Genomic DNA, 16,457 nt, shown 5'->3' with positions numbered 1-16,457 from the left:
CCAGCTGAGCTACGGATGCAAAATGGCGGTGAGGCGGGGATTCGAACCCCGGATGCAGCTTTTGACCGCATACTCCCTTAGCAGGGGAGCGCCTTCAGCCTCTCGGCCACCTCACCACACAACGCCTCTTTCGAGTGCTTCGAGCAACTCGTTAAGAGCTTCTCGTCGCTGCGTGGCGCATATATTACTTTCTGGGACTTATAAGTCAAACAATTTTCCAAAAGCTTTTATCGTTTGCACAAATCACACGCAATTCGCATGTAAAAGCCGCAAAGAGGGTGTTTTATAAGCGGATTTTGCAGGCAACGCCACAGAAAACATCTGCCGAAATGGCGGTATTGAGACGAGTTAAGGGTAACGGAGTGGTTAAAAAGAGAGCGATTGAAATTAAACGGTAACTTTGAGCAGGAAAAATAGCGGGAGGGTTGCGTCTCGCCCGACAGCGAGACGCGACAATATCAGTAACTGGACTGCTGGGATTTTTCAGCCTGGATACGCTGGTAGATCTCTTCACGGTGGACAGATACTTCTTTAGGAGCGTTAACACCAATACGTACCTGGTTACCCTTTACCCCTAAAACTGTCACGGTGACCTCATCCCCAATCATGAGGGTCTCACCAACTCGACGAGTCAGAATCAGCATTCTTTGCTCCTTGAAAGATTAAAAGAGTCGGGTCTCTTGTATCCCGGCATTATCCATCATATAACGCCAAAAAGTAAGCGATGACAAACACGTAAAGTGTAAGCAGTCACGGCATCACATTCTGTTAAACGTAAGTTTAGCCGATATACACAAACTCAACCTGACTTTATCGTTATCGATAGCACAGTGAACAAGACGCCATAACGTTGCCGCTATGGCGTCTGCTTGTGCTTTGTAGTTATTACAGTTTCGCGCTTACCCAGCTTTCAACGCTGGCTAATGCCGCAGGAAGTGCCGCCGCATCCGTACCACCGGCTTGCGCCATGTCCGGACGACCGCCACCCTTGCCACCCACCTGCTGAGCGACCATACCAATCAGTTCCCCTGCTTTAACGCGGTCGGTCACATCCTTAGAGACGCCCGCAATCAGAGAAACCTTACCTTCTGCCACCGTCGCCAGCACGATAACGGTAGAACCAAGCTGGTTCTTGAGATCGTCGACCATAGTGCGCAGCATCTTAGGCTCAACGCCCGCCAGATCGCTGACCAGCAGTTTGACGCCCTTAATGTCTACAGCCTTGCTGGAGAGGTTTGCACTCTCCTGCGCCGCAGCCTGCTCTTTCAGCTGCTGCAGCTCTTTTTCCAGCTGACGCGTGCGATCCAGCGCAACGCGCACTTTCTCGCCCAGGTTCTGGCTATCGCCTTTCAGCAGCTGCGCGATGTCGTGCAGCTGATCGCTCTGCGCATGCAGGCTGGCAATCGCACCTTCACCGGTCACCGCTTCAATACGACGCACACCTGCCGCCGTTCCCGACTCGGAAATAATGCGGAACAGGCCAATGTCACCGGTGCGCGAGGCATGCGTACCGCCGCACAGCTCGGTGGAGAAGTCGCCCATGCTCAGCACGCGAACACGTTCGTCATATTTCTCACCAAACAGCGCCATCGCACCTTTTTTCTTCGCGTCCTCAAGATCCATGATATGGGTCTCGATTGGCAGGTTACGACGGATCTGCGCGTTCACCAGATCTTCCACCGCGCGGATTTCACACGGCTTCATCGCTTCAAAATGCGAGAAGTCGAAGCGCAGCACTTTGTCGTTAACCAGAGAACCTTTCTGTGCAACGTGGTTACCGAGCACGTCGCGCAGGGCAGCGTGCATCAGGTGGGTTGCCGAGTGGTTCAGACGAATGCGCGCGCGGCGAGCTTCATCAACGTTAGCCTGGACGCCCTCGCCCACTTTCAGAGAACCGGAAACCAGTTTGCCCTGGTGACCGATCGCCTGACCGTATTTCTGGGTGTCGCTGACGCTGAAGCTAAAACCGTTGCCTTTCAGTTCGCCTTTATCGCCAACCTGGCCGCCGGATTCCGCATAGAACGGCGTTTTGTCCAGAATGACAACGGCTTCCTGACCCGCGCTGATGCTGTCTACGGCTTTACCGTCAACAAACAGGGCGGTCACTTTGCCGGTCAGTTCCAGCGCTTCATAACCTTTGAATTCAGACGCGCTATCAACGCGGATCATCGCGTTGTAGTCTGCACCGAAACCGCTGGACTCACGCGCACGACGACGCTGCTCTTCCATCGCGGCTTCAAAGCCTGCTTCATCAACTTTGATGTTGCGCTCGCGGCAAACGTCCGCCGTCAGGTCAACCGGGAAGCCGTAAGTGTCGTACAGGCGGAAAGCAGTTTCGCCATCCAGCGTGTCGCCCTTAAGCTTCGCCAGTTCTTCGTCCAGCAGCGCCAGACCGCGCTCCAGCGTACGAGCGAACTGCTCTTCTTCGGTTTTCAGAACCTGCTCAACCTGCGCCTGCTGGCGTTTCAGCTCGTCGCCGGCTGACCCCATCACGCCAATCAGTGGCCCAACGAGTTTATAGAAGAAGGTGTCCTTCGCGCCCAGCATGTTGCCGTGACGGATCGCACGGCGAATGATACGACGCAGCACGTAGCCACGGTTTTCATTCGACGGAATAACGCCGTCGGCAATCAGGAACGCACAGGAACGAATATGGTCTGCGATAACGCGCAGCGATTTGTTGTTCAGATCGGTCGCGCCGGTAACGTTCGCAACGGCTTTGATCAGAGTGCTGAACAGGTCAATCTCGTAGTTGGAGTTAACGTGCTGCAGAACCGCGGCGATACGCTCCAGGCCCATACCGGTATCAACGGATGGCTTCGGCAGCGGCTCCATAGTGCCGTCAGCCTGGCGGTTGAACTGCATGAAGACGATGTTCCAGATCTCAATATAGCGATCGCCGTCTTCTTCCGGGCTGCCTGGAGGGCCGCCCCAGATATGGTCGCCGTGATCGTAGAAGATCTCGGTGCACGGACCGCAAGGACCGGTGTCGCCCATCTGCCAGAAGTTATCAGACGCATATGGCGCGCCTTTGTTATCACCGATGCGAATAATACGCTCGCGCGGGATACCCACTTCTTTTTCCCAGATTTCGAACGCTTCGTCATCGGTTTCGTAGACGGTCACCCACAGACGCTCTTTCGGCAGGTTGAACCAGTTTTCACCGGTCAGCAGCTCCCATGCGTATTGAATGGCATCATGTTTGAAGTAGTCGCCGAAGCTGAAGTTACCCAGCATTTCGAAGAAGGTGTGGTGGCGCGCGGTGTAACCGACGTTTTCCAGGTCGTTGTGTTTACCGCCCGCACGCACGCAACGCTGTGAGGTTGTGGCGCGGGAATAATTACGCTTGTCGAGACCAAGGAACACATCCTTGAACTGGTTCATCCCGGCGTTGGTAAACAGCAGAGTCGGATCGTTGTTCGGTACCAGGGAGCTGCTGGCAACAACCTGGTGTCCCTTACTATGGAAAAAATCGAGAAACGCCTGACGGATCTCAGCGGTGCTCTTGCTCATAATTATCCTGAAATCAAGCTAACGAAATGTCGTAGCCAGCCTGTATCGGTAAACCGTTGGACGGACCAGCTACTGGAAAAAGTGGGAATAAGATAAGTTTTCTTTAGTGGGAAGTAAAATCCCGCATGCGTTCAATCGGCAAAATTACGCCAGATATCCTGAATATCTTCCATCAGAAAGCCGCGGTAGAGCAAAAAGCGCTGGATTTTGACTTTTTCTGAAAATTCACGCGGCAGCGGTTCGCCGTACTTACGAATCGCCTGCTCTTTTGCCAGATCGCACCAGTCGATGTCGCTTTCGCGCATCGCTTTTTCGATGGACTCCCTGGCCACCCCTTTCTGGCTTAGCTCCTGGCGGATGCGCGCGGGCCCATACCCTTTGCGACCACGGCTGGCGAGAAAACGCGAGGCAAACCGGTCATCGTCCAGGTAATGATGCTCATAGCACCAGGCCACCACGCGGTCGTAGTCTTCCGCAGTGGCATCAATCTCCTCCGGCCCGTTTTTGCTCATGACGGGCGCTGACAGCTTCCGCCGCAGCTCCTGTTCACTGTGGTCGCGCACGGCGAGAATGCGTACCGCACGATCCAGCAAGCGCGCGTAGGCGGGTCGGCGTGATGTCGGTTCACTCATAAAAAACCTGCAGAATCAGAAATGCAAAAAGGGCCGCGTCAGCAGCCCTTCATCTTTACACGAGAGACTTAAAAGTCTTCGTTGGTTTCTTCAGCATCCGCGGCATCCACCACGAAATCAGGTTTGGAGTCCTGGTTGTTCAGCAGAAGCTCACGCACCTTCTTCTCAATCTCTTTCGCCGCAGCCGGGTTCTCTTTCAGCCAGGAGATAGCATTCGCTTTACCCTGACCAATCTTGTCACCGTTGTAGCTGTACCAGGCGCCCGCTTTTTCAATCAGCTTCTCTTTCACGCCCAGGTCAACCAGCTCGCCGAGGAAGTTGATACCTTCGCCGTAGAGGATCTGGAATTCAGCCTGTTTGAACGGTGCTGCGATTTTGTTCTTCACAACCTTCACGCGGGTTTCGCTACCCACCACGTTCTCGCCCTCTTTCACCGCGCCGATACGGCGGATATCCAGACGGACAGAGGCGTAGAATTTCAGGGCGTTACCACCGGTGGTGGTTTCCGGGTTACCGAACATCACACCAATTTTCATACGGATCTGGTTGATGAAGATCAGCAGCGTATTGGACTGCTTCAGGTTACCGGCCAGCTTACGCATCGCCTGGCTCATCATACGTGCCGCGAGGCCCATGTGAGAGTCACCGATTTCACCTTCGATTTCCGCTTTTGGCGTCAGCGCCGCAACGGAGTCGACGATGATCACGTCAACCGCACCGGAACGTGCCAGCGCGTCACAAATTTCCAGCGCCTGCTCGCCGGTGTCCGGCTGGGAACACAGCAGGTTGTCGATATCAACGCCCAGCTTACGGGCATAGACCGGGTCCAGCGCGTGCTCGGCATCGATAAACGCACAGGTTTTACCTTCGCGCTGTGCCGCTGCAACAACCTGCAGGGTCAGCGTCGTTTTACCTGAGGATTCCGGACCGTAGATTTCTACGATACGCCCCATCGGCAAACCGCCCGCGCCCAGTGCGATATCCAGAGAAAGCGAACCGGTGGAGATTGTTTCCACATCCATGGAACGGTCTTCACCCAGGCGCATGATGGAGCCTTTACCGAATTGCTTTTCGATCTGGCCCAGTGCTGCCGCCAACGCTTTCTGTTTGTTTTCGTCGATAGCCATTATTACTCCTGTCATGCCGGGAGAAGCAACTGCGCTTCACCATGGACTTCTGTTCTGTTGGTGCAATTATACTGTATAGTCATACAGTATCAAGTATTTTGTAGAAATTGTTGCCAGAGCGTTTTTAACGCATAAACGGTAGCCTGACGACGCACGCTTTCGCGATCGCCGCTGAAGCACTCCCGGCGGGTGATCCCCTCCCCTTTGGACGTGGCAAACCCGAACCAGACGGTGCCGACAGGCTTCACGTCGCTGCCGCCGTCCGGCCCCGCGATGCCGCTGATGGAAATGGCGTAATCTGCCCGCGCCTCTTTCAGCGCGCCAATGGCCATTTCAATGACAACCGGTTCGCTGACCGCGCCATGCTGTTCCAGCGTGGCTTCGCGCACGCCAATCATCTGCGCCTTAGCTTCGTTACTGTAGGTCACAAAGCCACGTTCAAACCAGGCGGAACTGCCGGCGATATCGGTAATCGCTTTCGCCACCCAGCCGCCGGTGCAGGATTCCGCGGTGGTAATAGTCGCGCCACGCTGCTTCAGGGCAAGGCCAACGATCTCGCTTAGCTGCATCAATTCATGGTCAGTCATTCTTGCTCCAGGCTTGAGAAAAACGTGCAGCACAAGATAGCACTTTCTCGTCAGATATGGGGATGCGCTTCAGGTTTTACGAGGGGGCTTCAGAAAAAAGCCGGTGCGGGCGCACCGGCTGTAGAAATATTATTTCATGCTGTTCGCAAGCGTATCGACATTATGGCGAAACGCCTTAACGTAGGTGTCTGCTGCTCCACCTTTTGCCGACAAGGCTTCCGGGTAAAGTTCGCCGCCCGGCTGTGCGCCCGTCGCCGACGCAATCTGCTTCACCAGACGCGGGTCGAGCTGGTTTTCCATAAACCACGTTTTCACGCCGTCGGCTTTAATCTGCTTGATAATCTCCGCCACCTGCGACGCGCTGGCCTCGCTCTCTGAAGAGAGTCCTTGAGGTGCCATGAAGGTTACGCCGTAAGCGCGGCCAAAATAACCAAACGCGTCATGGCTGGTCAGCACTTTGCGCTTTTCCTGCGGGATCTGGCTAAAGCGCGTTTTGGCCCAGCTGTCCAGTTGGGTCAGTTGCGCAATGTATGGTTTTCCTGAAGCCTCCAGCGCCGCTTTGTCTTCCGGATCGGCTTTCACCAGCCCGTTCAGAATATTTTGCGCATACAGCGCACCGTTCGCCGCGCTGTTCCAGGCGTGCGGATCGGTCACGGTCTTTCCATCTTCCTCAAGCGTGTGGGTTTTCACCCCGTTTGAGGCAACGACCAGCTGGCCTTTGAACCCGGAGGCTTTCACCAGGCGGTCGAGCCAGCCTTCCAGCCCTAAACCGTTGACCACGACCACGTCAGCCTTGCTCAGCGCTGCGCTGTCCTTAGGCGACGGTTCGAAGGTATGCGGATCGCCGTCCGGCCCCACCAGCGTCGTCACGTTTACACGATCGCCCCCCACCTCCTGCGCGATATCCCCCAGTATCGAAAAGCTGGTGACTACATTCAGCGTTTTCGCCATCACGCTATGCGACATCATCCCCAGCGCTAGCGCCATGATTAATCCTGTACTTTTCATCGTTTCCCCTTGCGTTAATAAAGCGCCCGCAGGCTGCCAGCCAGCCTGCTGCGCGTGCCAAATAAAACGGAAATAAAGAACAGCGCGCTGGCGGTCAGCACAATAGATGGCCCCGCGGGTAAACTTGCCGCCCAGGAGAGGCTTAGCCCCAGCCACGCGCAGAAAATACCGCTGATACCAGCCATCAGGAGTAATCCGGGTAAGGTGCGGACCCAACAGCGCGCCGCCACCGCCGGGAGCATCATCAGCCCGACGGCCATCAGCGTGCCGAGCACCTGAAAACCGGCCACCAGGTTCAGGACCAGCAGCGCCAGAAACAGACCGTGCAATAAGCCTGGTAGCCAGCGGGCATTCACCTCCAGCCAGGCGGTGTCAAACGCCTCCGTCACCAGCCCGCGGTAAAAAAGGGCCAGCATGATAAGGGTGAAGATGCACACGCCGGTCACAAACAGCGCGGCGTCGTTGTCCACCGCGAGGATTGAGCCAAACAGCAGATGCAGCAGATCGACATTCGAGCCGCGAAGAGATACCAGCGTGACGCCCAGCGCCAGTGACCCCAGGTAAAAACCGGCAAAGCTGGCATCCTCTTTCAGCGGCGTGCGGCGGCTGACCAGCCCGGCCACCAGCGCAACGGCAATCCCGGCGATAAACCCGCCGACGGTCATAGCCAACAGCGACATCCCGCTGAGCAAATACCCCACGGCGACGCCGGGCAAAATGGCGTGAGAAAGCGCATCGCCCATCAGGCTCATCCGGCGCAGCTGAAGAAACACGCCGAGCGCGGTGGTGCTGACGGAGAGCGCCAGGCAAACCACCAGCGCGCGGCGCATAAAGCCGAATTCGATAAACGGCTGGAAGAATGTGTGCCAGATCATGCCACCCTCACCCGTTCGGTTTTCCACTGGGGGGCGTCAGCATCCAGCCGCAGCGTCTGCGGGAAGTGGCGCGCCACGCGCTCGCTGTCGTGCAGTACCGCGAGCAGCGTTTGCCCCTGCATATACATCTCCAGCATCAGGTCCATCAGCACGTTGCAGGTCGCTTCATCAACGCCGGTGAAGGGCTCGTCGAGCATCACCAGCGGCGCCTGCTGTACTAACACGCGGGCAAAAAGCATGCGCTGAAACTGGCCGCCGGAGAGTTCATCAATGGTGGAGAGCGCCATCGACTCCAGCCCCACGCGCTCAAGCGCACCACTAATGCGCAGACGCGCTTCGCGACGAAAACCGGCGAAAAGCGAAATTCCGGGCCAGCAGCCCATGCTCACCACGTCCTGCACGGTCAGCGGAAACTGCGCTTCCAGCGCGTGACGCTGCGCCAACCATCCGATTACCGGTCGTCTACCCTGCCAGTGAAATCTGCCGCTGACGGGCGGAATAAATCCGGCGAGGGTTTTCAGCAGCGTGGATTTGCCGCAGCCGTTGGCGCCGATAATGGCGGTCATGCTGCCGCGCTCAATCACGCCCGAAAGCGGACGCGTGACGGGCTGGCGGTCGTAGCCCGCAACCAGTGCGTTCATCACGATCATGGCAGCGCCACCGCCCAGCGCACGGCCAGCCCGAGAAAAAGAATGAGCACCATCGCCAGCAGCAGCCGAACCGGGGATGAGAGAGAAAACAGGGACATGGATATTTCAACTCAAAAATAATGTTATAACATAACAATAATGAAAGGCGATGAAGATGTAAACGGCGGGAATGAAATGGGAGTGTGGCGAAATGTTTCTGCGGGAAAGAGGTGCGCGCGGGTGCCCTCTCCCACAGGGAGAGGGCGGAATAAGGCGAGTTACTGACTAAACGGCGACGCCGCCGGGACGCGAGCCTGCGATACCGCCAGCCCCAGTTGCCACACCGCCATCGCATAGTGGGTGCTATGGTTGTAGCGGGTGATGGTGTAGAAGTTCGGCATGCCGTACCAGTACTGGTAGCCGGTTCCCACGTCCAGACGCAGCAGGCTCACCTGGTCAACGTTGCCCAGCGGCTGGGTTGGCGTTAAGCCTGCCGCCGTCAGCTGCGCAACGCTGTATTTGGTTTTAAAGCCGTTTTCCAGACCAAACGCTTCACCGTTCGCCTGCACGGCAACCTGGCCGCCCGGCGTCCAGCCGTGTGCTTTAAAGTAGTTCGCCACGCTGCCGATGGCATCCACCGGATCCCACAGGTTAATGTGACCATCCCCGTTAAAGTCGACAGCATACTGCTTATAGGAGGACGGCATAAACTGGCCGTAGCCCATCGCGCCGGCAAATGACCCTTTCAGATCGAGCGGATCGTCCTGCTCGTTGCGCGCCATCAGCAGGAAGGTTTCCAGCTCGGAAGAGAAATACTCCGCGCGGCGCGGGTAGTTAAAGGAGAGTGTCGCCAGTGCGTCGAGGATGCGGGTTTTGCCCATCACGCGCCCCCAGCGGGTCTCTACGCCGATAATCCCGACGATGATTTCCGGCGGCACGCCGTACACCTGCCACGCGCGGTTGAGCGCATCTTCATACTGGTTCCAGAACGCCACGCCGTTTTGCACGTTGTCCGGGGTAATAAACTGTTTGCGGTAGCGCAGCCATGCGCCGTTCGGCCCGCTCGGCACCTGGGCGGACGGTGCCTGCCTGTCCATCAGGCGCAGAACGTAGTCCAGACGCTTCGCCTGAGACAAAATTTCATGCAGCTGCTGGCGGTCGAAACCGTGTTTGCTCACCATTTTATCGATGAACTGCTCGGCCGCCGGGTTATTCGCGAAGTCGCCTCCCATCTGCATCATATTGTGCTGCGGCTCCAGCAGGAATCCCCCGGAAGGCGCGCCCGCCGTTTGCTGAACGGCTTCGGTCTTAGGTTTGCTGCTACAGGCAGACAGCAGGATAAGCGCAGGCAACAGCGCTGCATAACGACGCTTGAACATGAGACATCCATTTAACGGGTTCGATAAGAACCCAGTATGGTAAAGCATCCGCAACACCTCAAGGAAGCGGTACGCGCCTCCACAACGCAAATCCGCGCTTTTTTCCACCGAAAATCATTCACCCCATCAATTAACTTTCAAAATAATACATTTTTCTTTCATTGTGAGATCTAACTAACACTTTAAAACCTTTCAAAGTGATTATTATTAGCCGCAGTTATACAAAAACAAAAAAGCCCCACAGGAGAGAAGAATGATAGAGACCATTACCCACGGCGCCGAGTGGTTCATCGGGCTGTTTCAGAAAGGCGGAGAAGTGTTCACCGGCATGGTGACCGGGATCCTGCCCCTGCTGATCAGCCTGCTGGTGATCATGAACGCGCTGATCAACTTTATCGGCCAGCAGCGCATCGAACGCTTTGCCCAGCGCTGCGCCGGTAACCCGCTGTCCCGCTACCTGATATTGCCATTCATCGGCACCTTTGTTTTCTGTAACCCGATGACCTTAAGCCTCGGCCGCTTTATGCCGGAAAAGTACAAGCCGAGCTACTACGCCGCCGCCTCCTACAGCTGCCACTCGATGAACGGCCTGTTCCCGCACATCAACCCCGGAGAGCTGTTTGTCTACCTCGGGATCGCCAGCGGCCTGACCACGCTTGGCCTGCCGCTCGGCCCGCTGGCGGTGAGCTACCTGCTGGTTGGCCTGGTGACCAACTTCTTCCGCGGCTGGGTGACTGACCTCACCACCGCTATTTTCGAGAAAAAAATGGGCATCCAGCTTGAACAGAAGGTCCATCTTTCAGGAGCGACAGCATGAACCGGATCCGCATTGAGAAAGGCACGGGCGGCTGGGGCGGCCCGCTGGAGTTCGACGCCACCGAAGGCAAAAAGATCGTCTACATCACCGCGGGCACGCGCCCGGCGATTGTCGACAAGCTGCGCGAGCTGACCGGCTGGGAAGCGGTTGACGGCTTTAAAGAGGGCGAGCCGCCGGAAGCGGACATCGGCGTGGCGGTGATTGACTGCGGCGGCACGCTGCGCTGCGGCATCTATCCGAAGCGCCGCATTCCGACGGTGAATATTCACTCCACCGGGAAATCCGGCCCGCTGGCGCAGTACATCCTCGAGGACATTTATGTCTCGGGCGTGAAGGAGGACAACATCACTCTGGTGAATGGCACTGCCGCGCCGCAAAAAGCAGCCCCGCGCGAGTACGACACCAGCAAGAAGATCACCGAGCAAAGCGACGGCCTGCTGGCGAAGGTCGGGATGGGGATGGGCTCCGCCGTGGCGGTGCTGTTCCAGTCCGGGCGCGACACTATCGATACGGTGCTGAAAACGATTCTGCCGTTTATGGCGTTCGTCTCGGCGCTGATCGGCATCATCATGGCGTCCGGTCTGGGCGACTGGATTGCCCACGGCCTCGCCCCGCTCGCCAGCCACCCGCTCGGGCTGGTGACGCTGGCGCTGATCTGCTCCTTCCCGCTGCTGTCGCCGTTCCTCGGCCCGGGCGCTGTGATTGCTCAGGTCATCGGCGTGCTGATTGGCGTGCAGATTGGACTGGGAAACATTCCCCCGCACCTCGCCCTGCCCGCCCTGTTTGCCATTAACGCCCAGGCGGCGTGCGACTTCATCCCCGTGGGGCTGTCGCTGGCCGAAGCGCGCCAGGACACCGTGCGCGTGGGCGTGCCGTCCGTGCTGGTGAGCCGCTTCCTGACGGGCGCGCCGACGGTGCTGATTGCCTGGTTTGTCTCCGGCTTTATCTATCAATAAGAGGTTCCTGCAATGAACGTCATTTACCAGACCACCATTACCCGCATCGGCCAGAGCGCAGCGGACGCGCTGAGCGACCAGATGCTGATCACCTTCCGCGAAGGCGCTCCGGCGGATATCGAAGAGTTTTGCTTTATCCACTGCCACGGCGAACTGAACGGCGAGCTGAAGGCCGGAAGCCAGCTGGAGCTGGGCGAGGCGCGCTATGCCGTCACCGCCGTCGGCGACGTGGCGGAGCAAAACCTGCGCGAGCTCGGCCACATCACCCTGCGCTTCGACGGCCAGCCGCAGGCGGAATACCCCGGTACGGTTCACGTGGATGGCCCGGTTCCGCAGTCTGTCACCCCAGGCTGCACGTTAAAATTTGTTGCGTAATTAAGGAGAGTCACATGAGTCAGGTTGCCGTTGTCATTGGTGGGGGACAAACCTTAGGCGAGTTCCTCTGCCGTGGGCTTGCCGCAGAAGGTTACCGCGTGGCGGTAGTGGACATTCAGAGTGAAAAAGCCGCCCGCGTGGCGGACACCATTAACACCGAGTTTGGTGAAGGGATGGCGTACGGGTTTGGCGCCGACGCCACCAGCGAGCAGAGCGTGATGGCGCTGGCCCGCGGCGTGGACGAGATTTTTGGGCGCACCGACCTGCTGGTCTACAGCGCGGGGATTGCGAAAGCGGCGTTTATCAGCGATTTCGAACTGGGGGATTTTGACCGTTCGCTGCAGGTGAATCTGGTGGGCTATTTCCTTTGCGCCCGCGAGTTTTCCCGCCTGATGATCCGCGACGGCATTCAGGGGCGCATCATTCAGATCAACTCAAAATCCGGGAAAGTGGGCAGCAAGCACAACTCCGGGTACAGCGCGGCGAAGTTTGGCGGCGTGGGGCTGACGCAGTCCCTGGCGTTGGATCTGGCCGAATACGGGATTACCGTGCACTCGCTGATGCTGGGCAACCTGCTGAAATCGCCGATGTTCCAGTCCCTGCTGCCGCAGTACGCCACCAAGCTCGGCATCAAGGCTGAGGAAGTGGAGCAGTACTACATCGATAAAGTGCCGCTGAAGCGCGGGTGTGACTATCAGGACGTGCTGAACATGCTGCTGTTTTACGCCAGTCCGAAAGCGTCGTACTGCACCGGGCAGTCGATTAACGTGACCGGTGGGCAGGTGATGTTCTGATCGAGCGGCCTGATGCCCTCACCCTAACCCTCTCCCACCGGGAGAGGGAACAAAACAAGGAGTCGATATGGTAACCGCACTCATCACCGTCGCCGCCCTCGCCTGGCTGTGCCAGATGGCGTTTGGCGGCTGGCAGATCCACCAGTTTAACCGCGCGTTTGATGCGCTGTGTCAGAAGGGCCGCGTCGGCGTCGGGCGTTCCGGCGGACGCTTTAAACCGCGCGTGGTCGTCGCCGTAGCGCTGGACGAGCACGACCGGGTGTGCGATTCCCTCCTCATGCGTGGCATGACGGTATTTGCCCGTCCGGCCAAAATCCAGGCAATCAACGGCCTCTTGTTACAGGAATTGCAGCCTGATGTGATCTTTCCCCATGATCCACTCTGTCAGAATGCACTATCATTAGCGCTCAATCTGAAACATGGATAATTTCGTTGTGAAAGTTATAGACTTGCGAAATTATCATTTCGCAACCTAAGGAACGAAGCGCCTATGAAACCACGTCAGCGGCAGGCGGCCATTCTCGAGCATCTGCAAAAGCAGGGAAAATGTTCGGTAGAGGATCTGGCCCACTACTTTGACACCACCGGCACGACAATACGCAAGGACCTGGTATTGCTCGAAAACTCTGGCGCCGTTATTCGCACCTACGGTGGCGTGGTGCTCAACAAGGACGAAGCGGACCCGCCAATCGATCACAAAACGCTGATCAATACCCACCAGAAAGCGCTGATTGCCGAAGCCGCCGTCAAATTTATCCAGGACGGCGATTCCATCATCCTCGACGCAGGCAGTACCGTCCTGCAGATGATCCCCCTGCTCAGCCGCTTTAACAACATCACGGTGATGACCAACAGCCTGCACATCGTCAACGCGCTGTCCGAGTTCGACAGCGAGCAGACCATCCTGATGCCCGGCGGCACCTTCCGCAAAAAATCGGCGTCCTTTCACGGCCAGCTGGCGGAGAACGCTTTCGACCACTTCAGCTTCGATAAACTGTTTATGGGCACCGACGGCATCGACCTGAACGCAGGCGTCACGACGTTTAACGAGGTGTTCAGCGTCAGCAAAGCCATGTGTAACGCCGCGCGGGAAGTGATTTTAATGGCCGACTCGTCGAAGTTTGGCCGCAAAAGCCCCAATATTGTCTGTAGCCTCGAAAGCGTTGATAAGCTGATTACCGACGCGGGTATCGATCCGGCGTTCAAAAAAGCGCTGGAAGAGAAAGGGATCGACGTGATCGTAACCGGAGAAAGAGATGAGTGATTTTCTGTTAGAAACGGGCCGCCAGACGCTGATGCTGGAGCTGCAGGAAGCCAGCCGCCTGCCGGAACGTCTGGGCGAGGATTTTGTCCGCGCCGCCAACACCATTATCCACTGCGAAGGCAAAGTGATTGTGGCGGGCATCGGTAAATCTGGCCATATCGGCAAGAAGATTGCCGCGACGCTCGCCAGCACCGGTACCCCGGCGTTCTTCGTGCATCCGGCAGAGGCGCTGCATGGCGATCTCGGGATGATCGAAAGCCGCGACGTGATGCTGTTTATCTCCTACTCCGGTTCGGCCAAAGAGCTGGATCTGATTATTCCGCGCCTGCAGGAAAAATCTGTCGCCCTGCTGGCGATGACCGGGAAACCCCGCTCGCCGCTGGCGCTGGCCGCCAAAGCGACGCTGGATATTTCCGTTGAGCGTGAAGCCTGCCCGATGCACCTCGCCCCGACCTCCAGCACCGTTAACACCCTGATGATGGGCGACGCGCTGGCGATGGCGGTAATGCAGGCGCGCGGATTCAATGAGGAAGATTTTGCCCGTTCGCATCCGGCAGGTGCGCTCGGCGCGCGACTGCTCAACAAGGTTCACCATCTGATGCGCACTGACGATGCCATTCCGCAGGTCAAACTCGATACCAGCGTGATGGACGCGATGCTGGAGCTGAGCCGCACCGGTCTGGGGCTGGTGGCGGTATGCGATGACGGCGGAAACGTGAAGGGCGTGTTCACCGACGGCGACCTGCGCCGCTGGCTGGTGGGCGGCGGCAGGCTGGAAACAAACGTGTCTGACGCCATGACCAAAGGCGGGCTGACGCTCAACGCCGACAGCCGCGCCATTGAAGCCAAAGAGGTGCTGATGAAGCGCAAAATCACTGCCGCACCGGTGGTGGACGAGCACGGCAGGCTGTGCGGCGCTATCAACCTGCAGGACTTCTACCAGGCCGGGATTATTTAACCCTTCAGCCCAAGACGCTTCGCCAGCCGGTGCAGGTTGGCGACGTCCATCTCCAGCGCCCGCGCGCACGCCGCCCAGCTGCGGTTATTCTGCTCCAGCGCGCGGGTAATCATCTGACGCTGAAACTCTTCCGTCGCTTCGCGCAGGTTTTCGATTGCGATCTCAGGCACAGCAGGCTTCACGGTCGGAGCATTTTCCTCATGCAGCGCAAAATGGCGCGCATGAATCACCACTTCATCCCCCGAGCGCGTCGCCCTCGCCAGCACCACCGCGCGGTGAATCGCATGCTCCAGCTCGCGCACGTTGCCCGGCCAGCCGTAGCTGAGCAGATGCGCTCTCGCCCCTGGGCTAAGCACCACGCGGGACAGCCCCATTTTGAGACGGCACTGTTCGCAGAAATAACCCGCCAGCAGCACCACGTCGTCTCCGCGCTCGCGCAGCGGCGGCACGGACAGCGGGAACACGCTCAGGCGATGGAACAGGTCGGCGCGGAACTGCCCGGCCAGCACCGCTTCGCGCAGATCCCGGTTGGTCGCAGCAAGGACCCGCACATCCACCCGCAGGCTGCGGTCATCCCCCACGCGCTGGATGTCGCCGTACTGCAATACGCGCAGCAGCTTGGCCTGAAGTGAAAGGGAAAGCTCGCCAATCTCATCAAGAAACAGCGTGCCGTTATCGGCCATTTCAAACTTGCCGCTGCGGTTGCTGATGGCCCCGGTAAACGCCCCTTTGACGTGACCGAAAAGTTCGCTCTCCGCCACGCTTTCCGGCAGCGCGGCGCAGTTGAGGTACACCAGCGGGTTGACCGCGCGCGGCGAAGCTTCATGGATGGACTTCGCCACCAGCTCCTTACCGGTACCGGTCTCTCCGAAGATCAGCACGTTCAGATCGGACGCGGCAACAATCTCAATCTCTTTTTTGAGCTGCGCCATGCCGGGCGAAAGGCCGATCATCTCCGTATGCGCCACCTGCTCAAACGCCGCCGGGCTGCCGGGAAGAATATTCTGGCTCTCCAGCTGCTCTATCAGCAGCGCATTATTCAGCGCCCCGGCGGCCAGCGCGGCAATCAGCCGTAGCTCTTCGTCGCTGAAGGTGTCGAACTGATCCGGCGACATCCCGTCGAGGGTTAATGCGCCAATCAGATTCTGCCCGGCGAAAAGCGGCAGACCAATACAGGCGTGCACCTTCAGGCTCTCCTGCCCCGGAATCAGGCCGTCGTACGGATCGGGCAGATCGCTATCTGCCGGGAAACGCACCACGTCGCCCGCGCGGGCGATGGTTTCCAGACGCGGGTGGCCCTCCAGCGTAAAGCGCCGCCCGAGTACGTCCTTCGCCAGGCCGTCGATAGCCAGCGGAATAAACTGCCGCCCTTCGTAACGCAGCAGCGCCGACGCATCGCAATCCAGCACGTGGCGCAGCGTGGAGATCAGGCGCTGAAAGCGGTCCTGATGGCCGATACCGGTTTGCAGCTCAATGGCGATCTTCGCCAGGACGTCTACGGAAAAGCTCATGTCTGCCTCACTGTCATTTTGACAATGCATAA

The 16,457-nt window shown here is 58.0% G+C and carries 17 protein-coding genes and 1 tRNA gene; 7 read left to right on the top strand and 11 right to left on the bottom strand.

The genetic code is table 11. The annotated features are described in order from the left end of the window. Positions 1-23: 23 nt before the first annotated feature. From IM273_RS01875 to mltB, 10 genes are all read right to left on the bottom strand, one after another. A tRNA-Ser gene (locus IM273_RS01875) sits at positions 24-116 on the bottom strand. Between the two features lie 342 nt (positions 117-458). After that, entirely contained in the window at positions 459-644 is a 186-nt protein-coding gene (gene csrA / locus IM273_RS01870; protein ID WP_000906486.1) for a carbon storage regulator CsrA, read from the bottom strand. A gap of 241 nt (positions 645-885) precedes the next feature. After that, a complete protein-coding gene (alaS, locus tag IM273_RS01865; RefSeq protein WP_193050542.1) occupies positions 886-3,513 on the bottom strand; it encodes an alanine--tRNA ligase in 2,628 nt (875 codons plus the stop codon). A 131-nt stretch (positions 3,514-3,644) separates the two neighbouring features. Further along, positions 3,645-4,145, bottom strand: a complete 501-nt coding sequence (recX, locus tag IM273_RS01860) for a recombination regulator RecX (protein WP_193050544.1) — start codon at positions 4,143-4,145, stop codon at positions 3,645-3,647. 68 nt (positions 4,146-4,213) lie between these two features. Then, a complete protein-coding gene (recA, locus tag IM273_RS01855) occupies positions 4,214-5,272 on the bottom strand; it encodes a recombinase RecA (RefSeq protein WP_028014189.1) in 1,059 nt (352 codons plus the stop codon). An 89-nt stretch (positions 5,273-5,361) separates the two neighbouring features. Beyond that, positions 5,362-5,859: a nicotinamide-nucleotide amidase gene (pncC, locus tag IM273_RS01850; protein WP_028014190.1), complete on the bottom strand. Its 498-nt coding sequence runs from the start codon at positions 5,857-5,859 to the stop codon at positions 5,362-5,364. Between the two features lie 129 nt (positions 5,860-5,988). Further along, positions 5,989-6,867, bottom strand: coding sequence for a metal ABC transporter substrate-binding protein (locus IM273_RS01845; RefSeq protein ID WP_028014191.1), 879 nt, complete (start codon positions 6,865-6,867; stop codon positions 5,989-5,991). 14 nt (positions 6,868-6,881) lie between these two features. Then, a complete protein-coding gene (locus IM273_RS01840; protein ID WP_108780345.1) occupies positions 6,882-7,742 on the bottom strand; it encodes a metal ABC transporter permease in 861 nt (286 codons plus the stop codon). Then, the gene (locus tag IM273_RS01835) at positions 7,739-8,392 is read right to left on the bottom strand and encodes a metal ABC transporter ATP-binding protein (protein ID WP_028014193.1); all 654 of its coding nucleotides are present in this window, start codon (positions 8,390-8,392) and stop codon (positions 7,739-7,741) included. Before IM273_RS01835 ends, IM273_RS01840 begins: the two co-directional genes overlap by 4 nt. Before the next feature lie 257 nt (positions 8,393-8,649). Next, positions 8,650-9,750 (bottom strand): lytic murein transglycosylase B, encoded by a 1,101-nt coding sequence (gene mltB, locus IM273_RS01830; RefSeq protein ID WP_168733281.1) that lies wholly within the window; start codon positions 9,748-9,750, stop codon positions 8,650-8,652. A 253-nt stretch (positions 9,751-10,003) separates the two neighbouring features. On the opposite strand from mltB, the gene srlA reads away from it, so the two are divergent. The 7 genes from srlA (at position 10,004) to gutQ (ending at position 14,914) form a co-directional block, all read left to right on the top strand. Next, positions 10,004-10,567, top strand: a complete 564-nt coding sequence (srlA, locus tag IM273_RS01825; RefSeq protein ID WP_003862164.1) for a PTS glucitol/sorbitol transporter subunit IIC — start codon at positions 10,004-10,006, stop codon at positions 10,565-10,567. Next, complete coding sequence (locus IM273_RS01820) at positions 10,564-11,523, top strand: PTS glucitol/sorbitol transporter subunit IIB (protein ID WP_045261264.1); 960 nt, start codon at positions 10,564-10,566, stop codon at positions 11,521-11,523. The genes srlA and IM273_RS01820 overlap by 4 nt, the downstream gene beginning before the upstream one ends. A 12-nt stretch (positions 11,524-11,535) precedes the next feature. Next, complete coding sequence (srlB, locus tag IM273_RS01815; RefSeq protein ID WP_041908503.1) at positions 11,536-11,898, top strand: PTS glucitol/sorbitol transporter subunit IIA; 363 nt, start codon at positions 11,536-11,538, stop codon at positions 11,896-11,898. Positions 11,899-11,912: 14 nt separating this feature from the next. Beyond that, positions 11,913-12,692, top strand: a complete 780-nt coding sequence (gene srlD / locus IM273_RS01810) for a sorbitol-6-phosphate dehydrogenase (protein ID WP_023294411.1) — start codon at positions 11,913-11,915, stop codon at positions 12,690-12,692. Positions 12,693-12,759: 67 nt separating this feature from the next. Further along, positions 12,760-13,119 carry a transcriptional regulator GutM gene (gutM, locus tag IM273_RS01805; protein WP_028014197.1) on the top strand — a complete coding sequence of 120 codons (360 nt, stop codon included), beginning with the start codon at positions 12,760-12,762 and terminating at the stop codon, positions 13,117-13,119. Positions 13,120-13,182: 63 nt separating this feature from the next. Beyond that, the gene (locus IM273_RS01800; RefSeq protein ID WP_010434430.1) at positions 13,183-13,956 is read left to right on the top strand and encodes a DNA-binding transcriptional repressor; all 774 of its coding nucleotides are present in this window, start codon (positions 13,183-13,185) and stop codon (positions 13,954-13,956) included. Further along, positions 13,949-14,914, top strand: a complete 966-nt coding sequence (gutQ, locus tag IM273_RS01795) for an arabinose-5-phosphate isomerase GutQ (protein WP_041908497.1) — start codon at positions 13,949-13,951, stop codon at positions 14,912-14,914. Before IM273_RS01800 ends, gutQ begins: the two co-directional genes overlap by 8 nt. Here gutQ and norR read toward each other — a convergent pair. Beyond that, on the bottom strand, positions 14,911-16,425 hold the full coding sequence (gene norR, locus IM273_RS01790; protein ID WP_045261262.1) for a nitric oxide reductase transcriptional regulator NorR: 1,515 nt from the start codon (positions 16,423-16,425) through the stop codon (positions 14,911-14,913). The genes gutQ and norR overlap by 4 nt on opposite strands. Positions 16,426-16,457 lie beyond the last annotated feature (32 nt).

This window comes from Enterobacter cloacae complex sp. P13B, from assembly GCF_014895915.1.
Lineage (GTDB): Bacteria > Pseudomonadota > Gammaproteobacteria > Enterobacterales > Enterobacteriaceae > Enterobacter > Enterobacter bugandensis.
The sequence above is the reverse complement of the archived record's forward strand: the minus strand, read 5'-3'. Positions and strand labels throughout refer to the sequence as shown.

Excerpts from the sequence above, each read along its gene's own strand:
- csrA (WP_000906486.1), bottom strand. The coding sequence starts at position 644 with ATGCTGATTCTGACTCGTCGAGTTGGTGAGACCCTCATGATTGGGGAT.
- alaS (WP_193050542.1), bottom strand. The coding sequence starts at position 3,513 with ATGAGCAAGAGCACCGCTGAGATCCGTCAGGCGTTTCTCGATTTTTTC.
- recX (WP_193050544.1), bottom strand. The coding sequence starts at position 4,145 with ATGAGTGAACCGACATCACGCCGACCCGCCTACGCGCGCTTGCTGGAT.
- recA (WP_028014189.1), bottom strand. The coding sequence starts at position 5,272 with ATGGCTATCGACGAAAACAAACAGAAAGCGTTGGCGGCAGCACTGGGC.
- pncC (WP_028014190.1), bottom strand. The coding sequence starts at position 5,859 with ATGACTGACCATGAATTGATGCAGCTAAGCGAGATCGTTGGCCTTGCC.
- IM273_RS01845 (WP_028014191.1), bottom strand. The coding sequence starts at position 6,867 with ATGAAAAGTACAGGATTAATCATGGCGCTAGCGCTGGGGATGATGTCG.
- IM273_RS01840 (WP_108780345.1), bottom strand. The coding sequence starts at position 7,742 with ATGATCTGGCACACATTCTTCCAGCCGTTTATCGAATTCGGCTTTATG.
- IM273_RS01835 (WP_028014193.1), bottom strand. The coding sequence starts at position 8,392 with ATGATCGTGATGAACGCACTGGTTGCGGGCTACGACCGCCAGCCCGTC.
- mltB (WP_168733281.1), bottom strand. The coding sequence starts at position 9,750 with ATGTTCAAGCGTCGTTATGCAGCGCTGTTGCCTGCGCTTATCCTGCTG.
- srlA (WP_003862164.1), top strand. The coding sequence starts at position 10,004 with ATGATAGAGACCATTACCCACGGCGCCGAGTGGTTCATCGGGCTGTTT.
- IM273_RS01820 (WP_045261264.1), top strand. The coding sequence starts at position 10,564 with ATGAACCGGATCCGCATTGAGAAAGGCACGGGCGGCTGGGGCGGCCCG.
- srlB (WP_041908503.1), top strand. The coding sequence starts at position 11,536 with ATGAACGTCATTTACCAGACCACCATTACCCGCATCGGCCAGAGCGCA.
- srlD (WP_023294411.1), top strand. The coding sequence starts at position 11,913 with ATGAGTCAGGTTGCCGTTGTCATTGGTGGGGGACAAACCTTAGGCGAG.
- gutM (WP_028014197.1), top strand. The coding sequence starts at position 12,760 with ATGGTAACCGCACTCATCACCGTCGCCGCCCTCGCCTGGCTGTGCCAG.
- IM273_RS01800 (WP_010434430.1), top strand. The coding sequence starts at position 13,183 with ATGAAACCACGTCAGCGGCAGGCGGCCATTCTCGAGCATCTGCAAAAG.
- gutQ (WP_041908497.1), top strand. The coding sequence starts at position 13,949 with ATGAGTGATTTTCTGTTAGAAACGGGCCGCCAGACGCTGATGCTGGAG.
- norR (WP_045261262.1), bottom strand. The coding sequence starts at position 16,425 with ATGAGCTTTTCCGTAGACGTCCTGGCGAAGATCGCCATTGAGCTGCAA.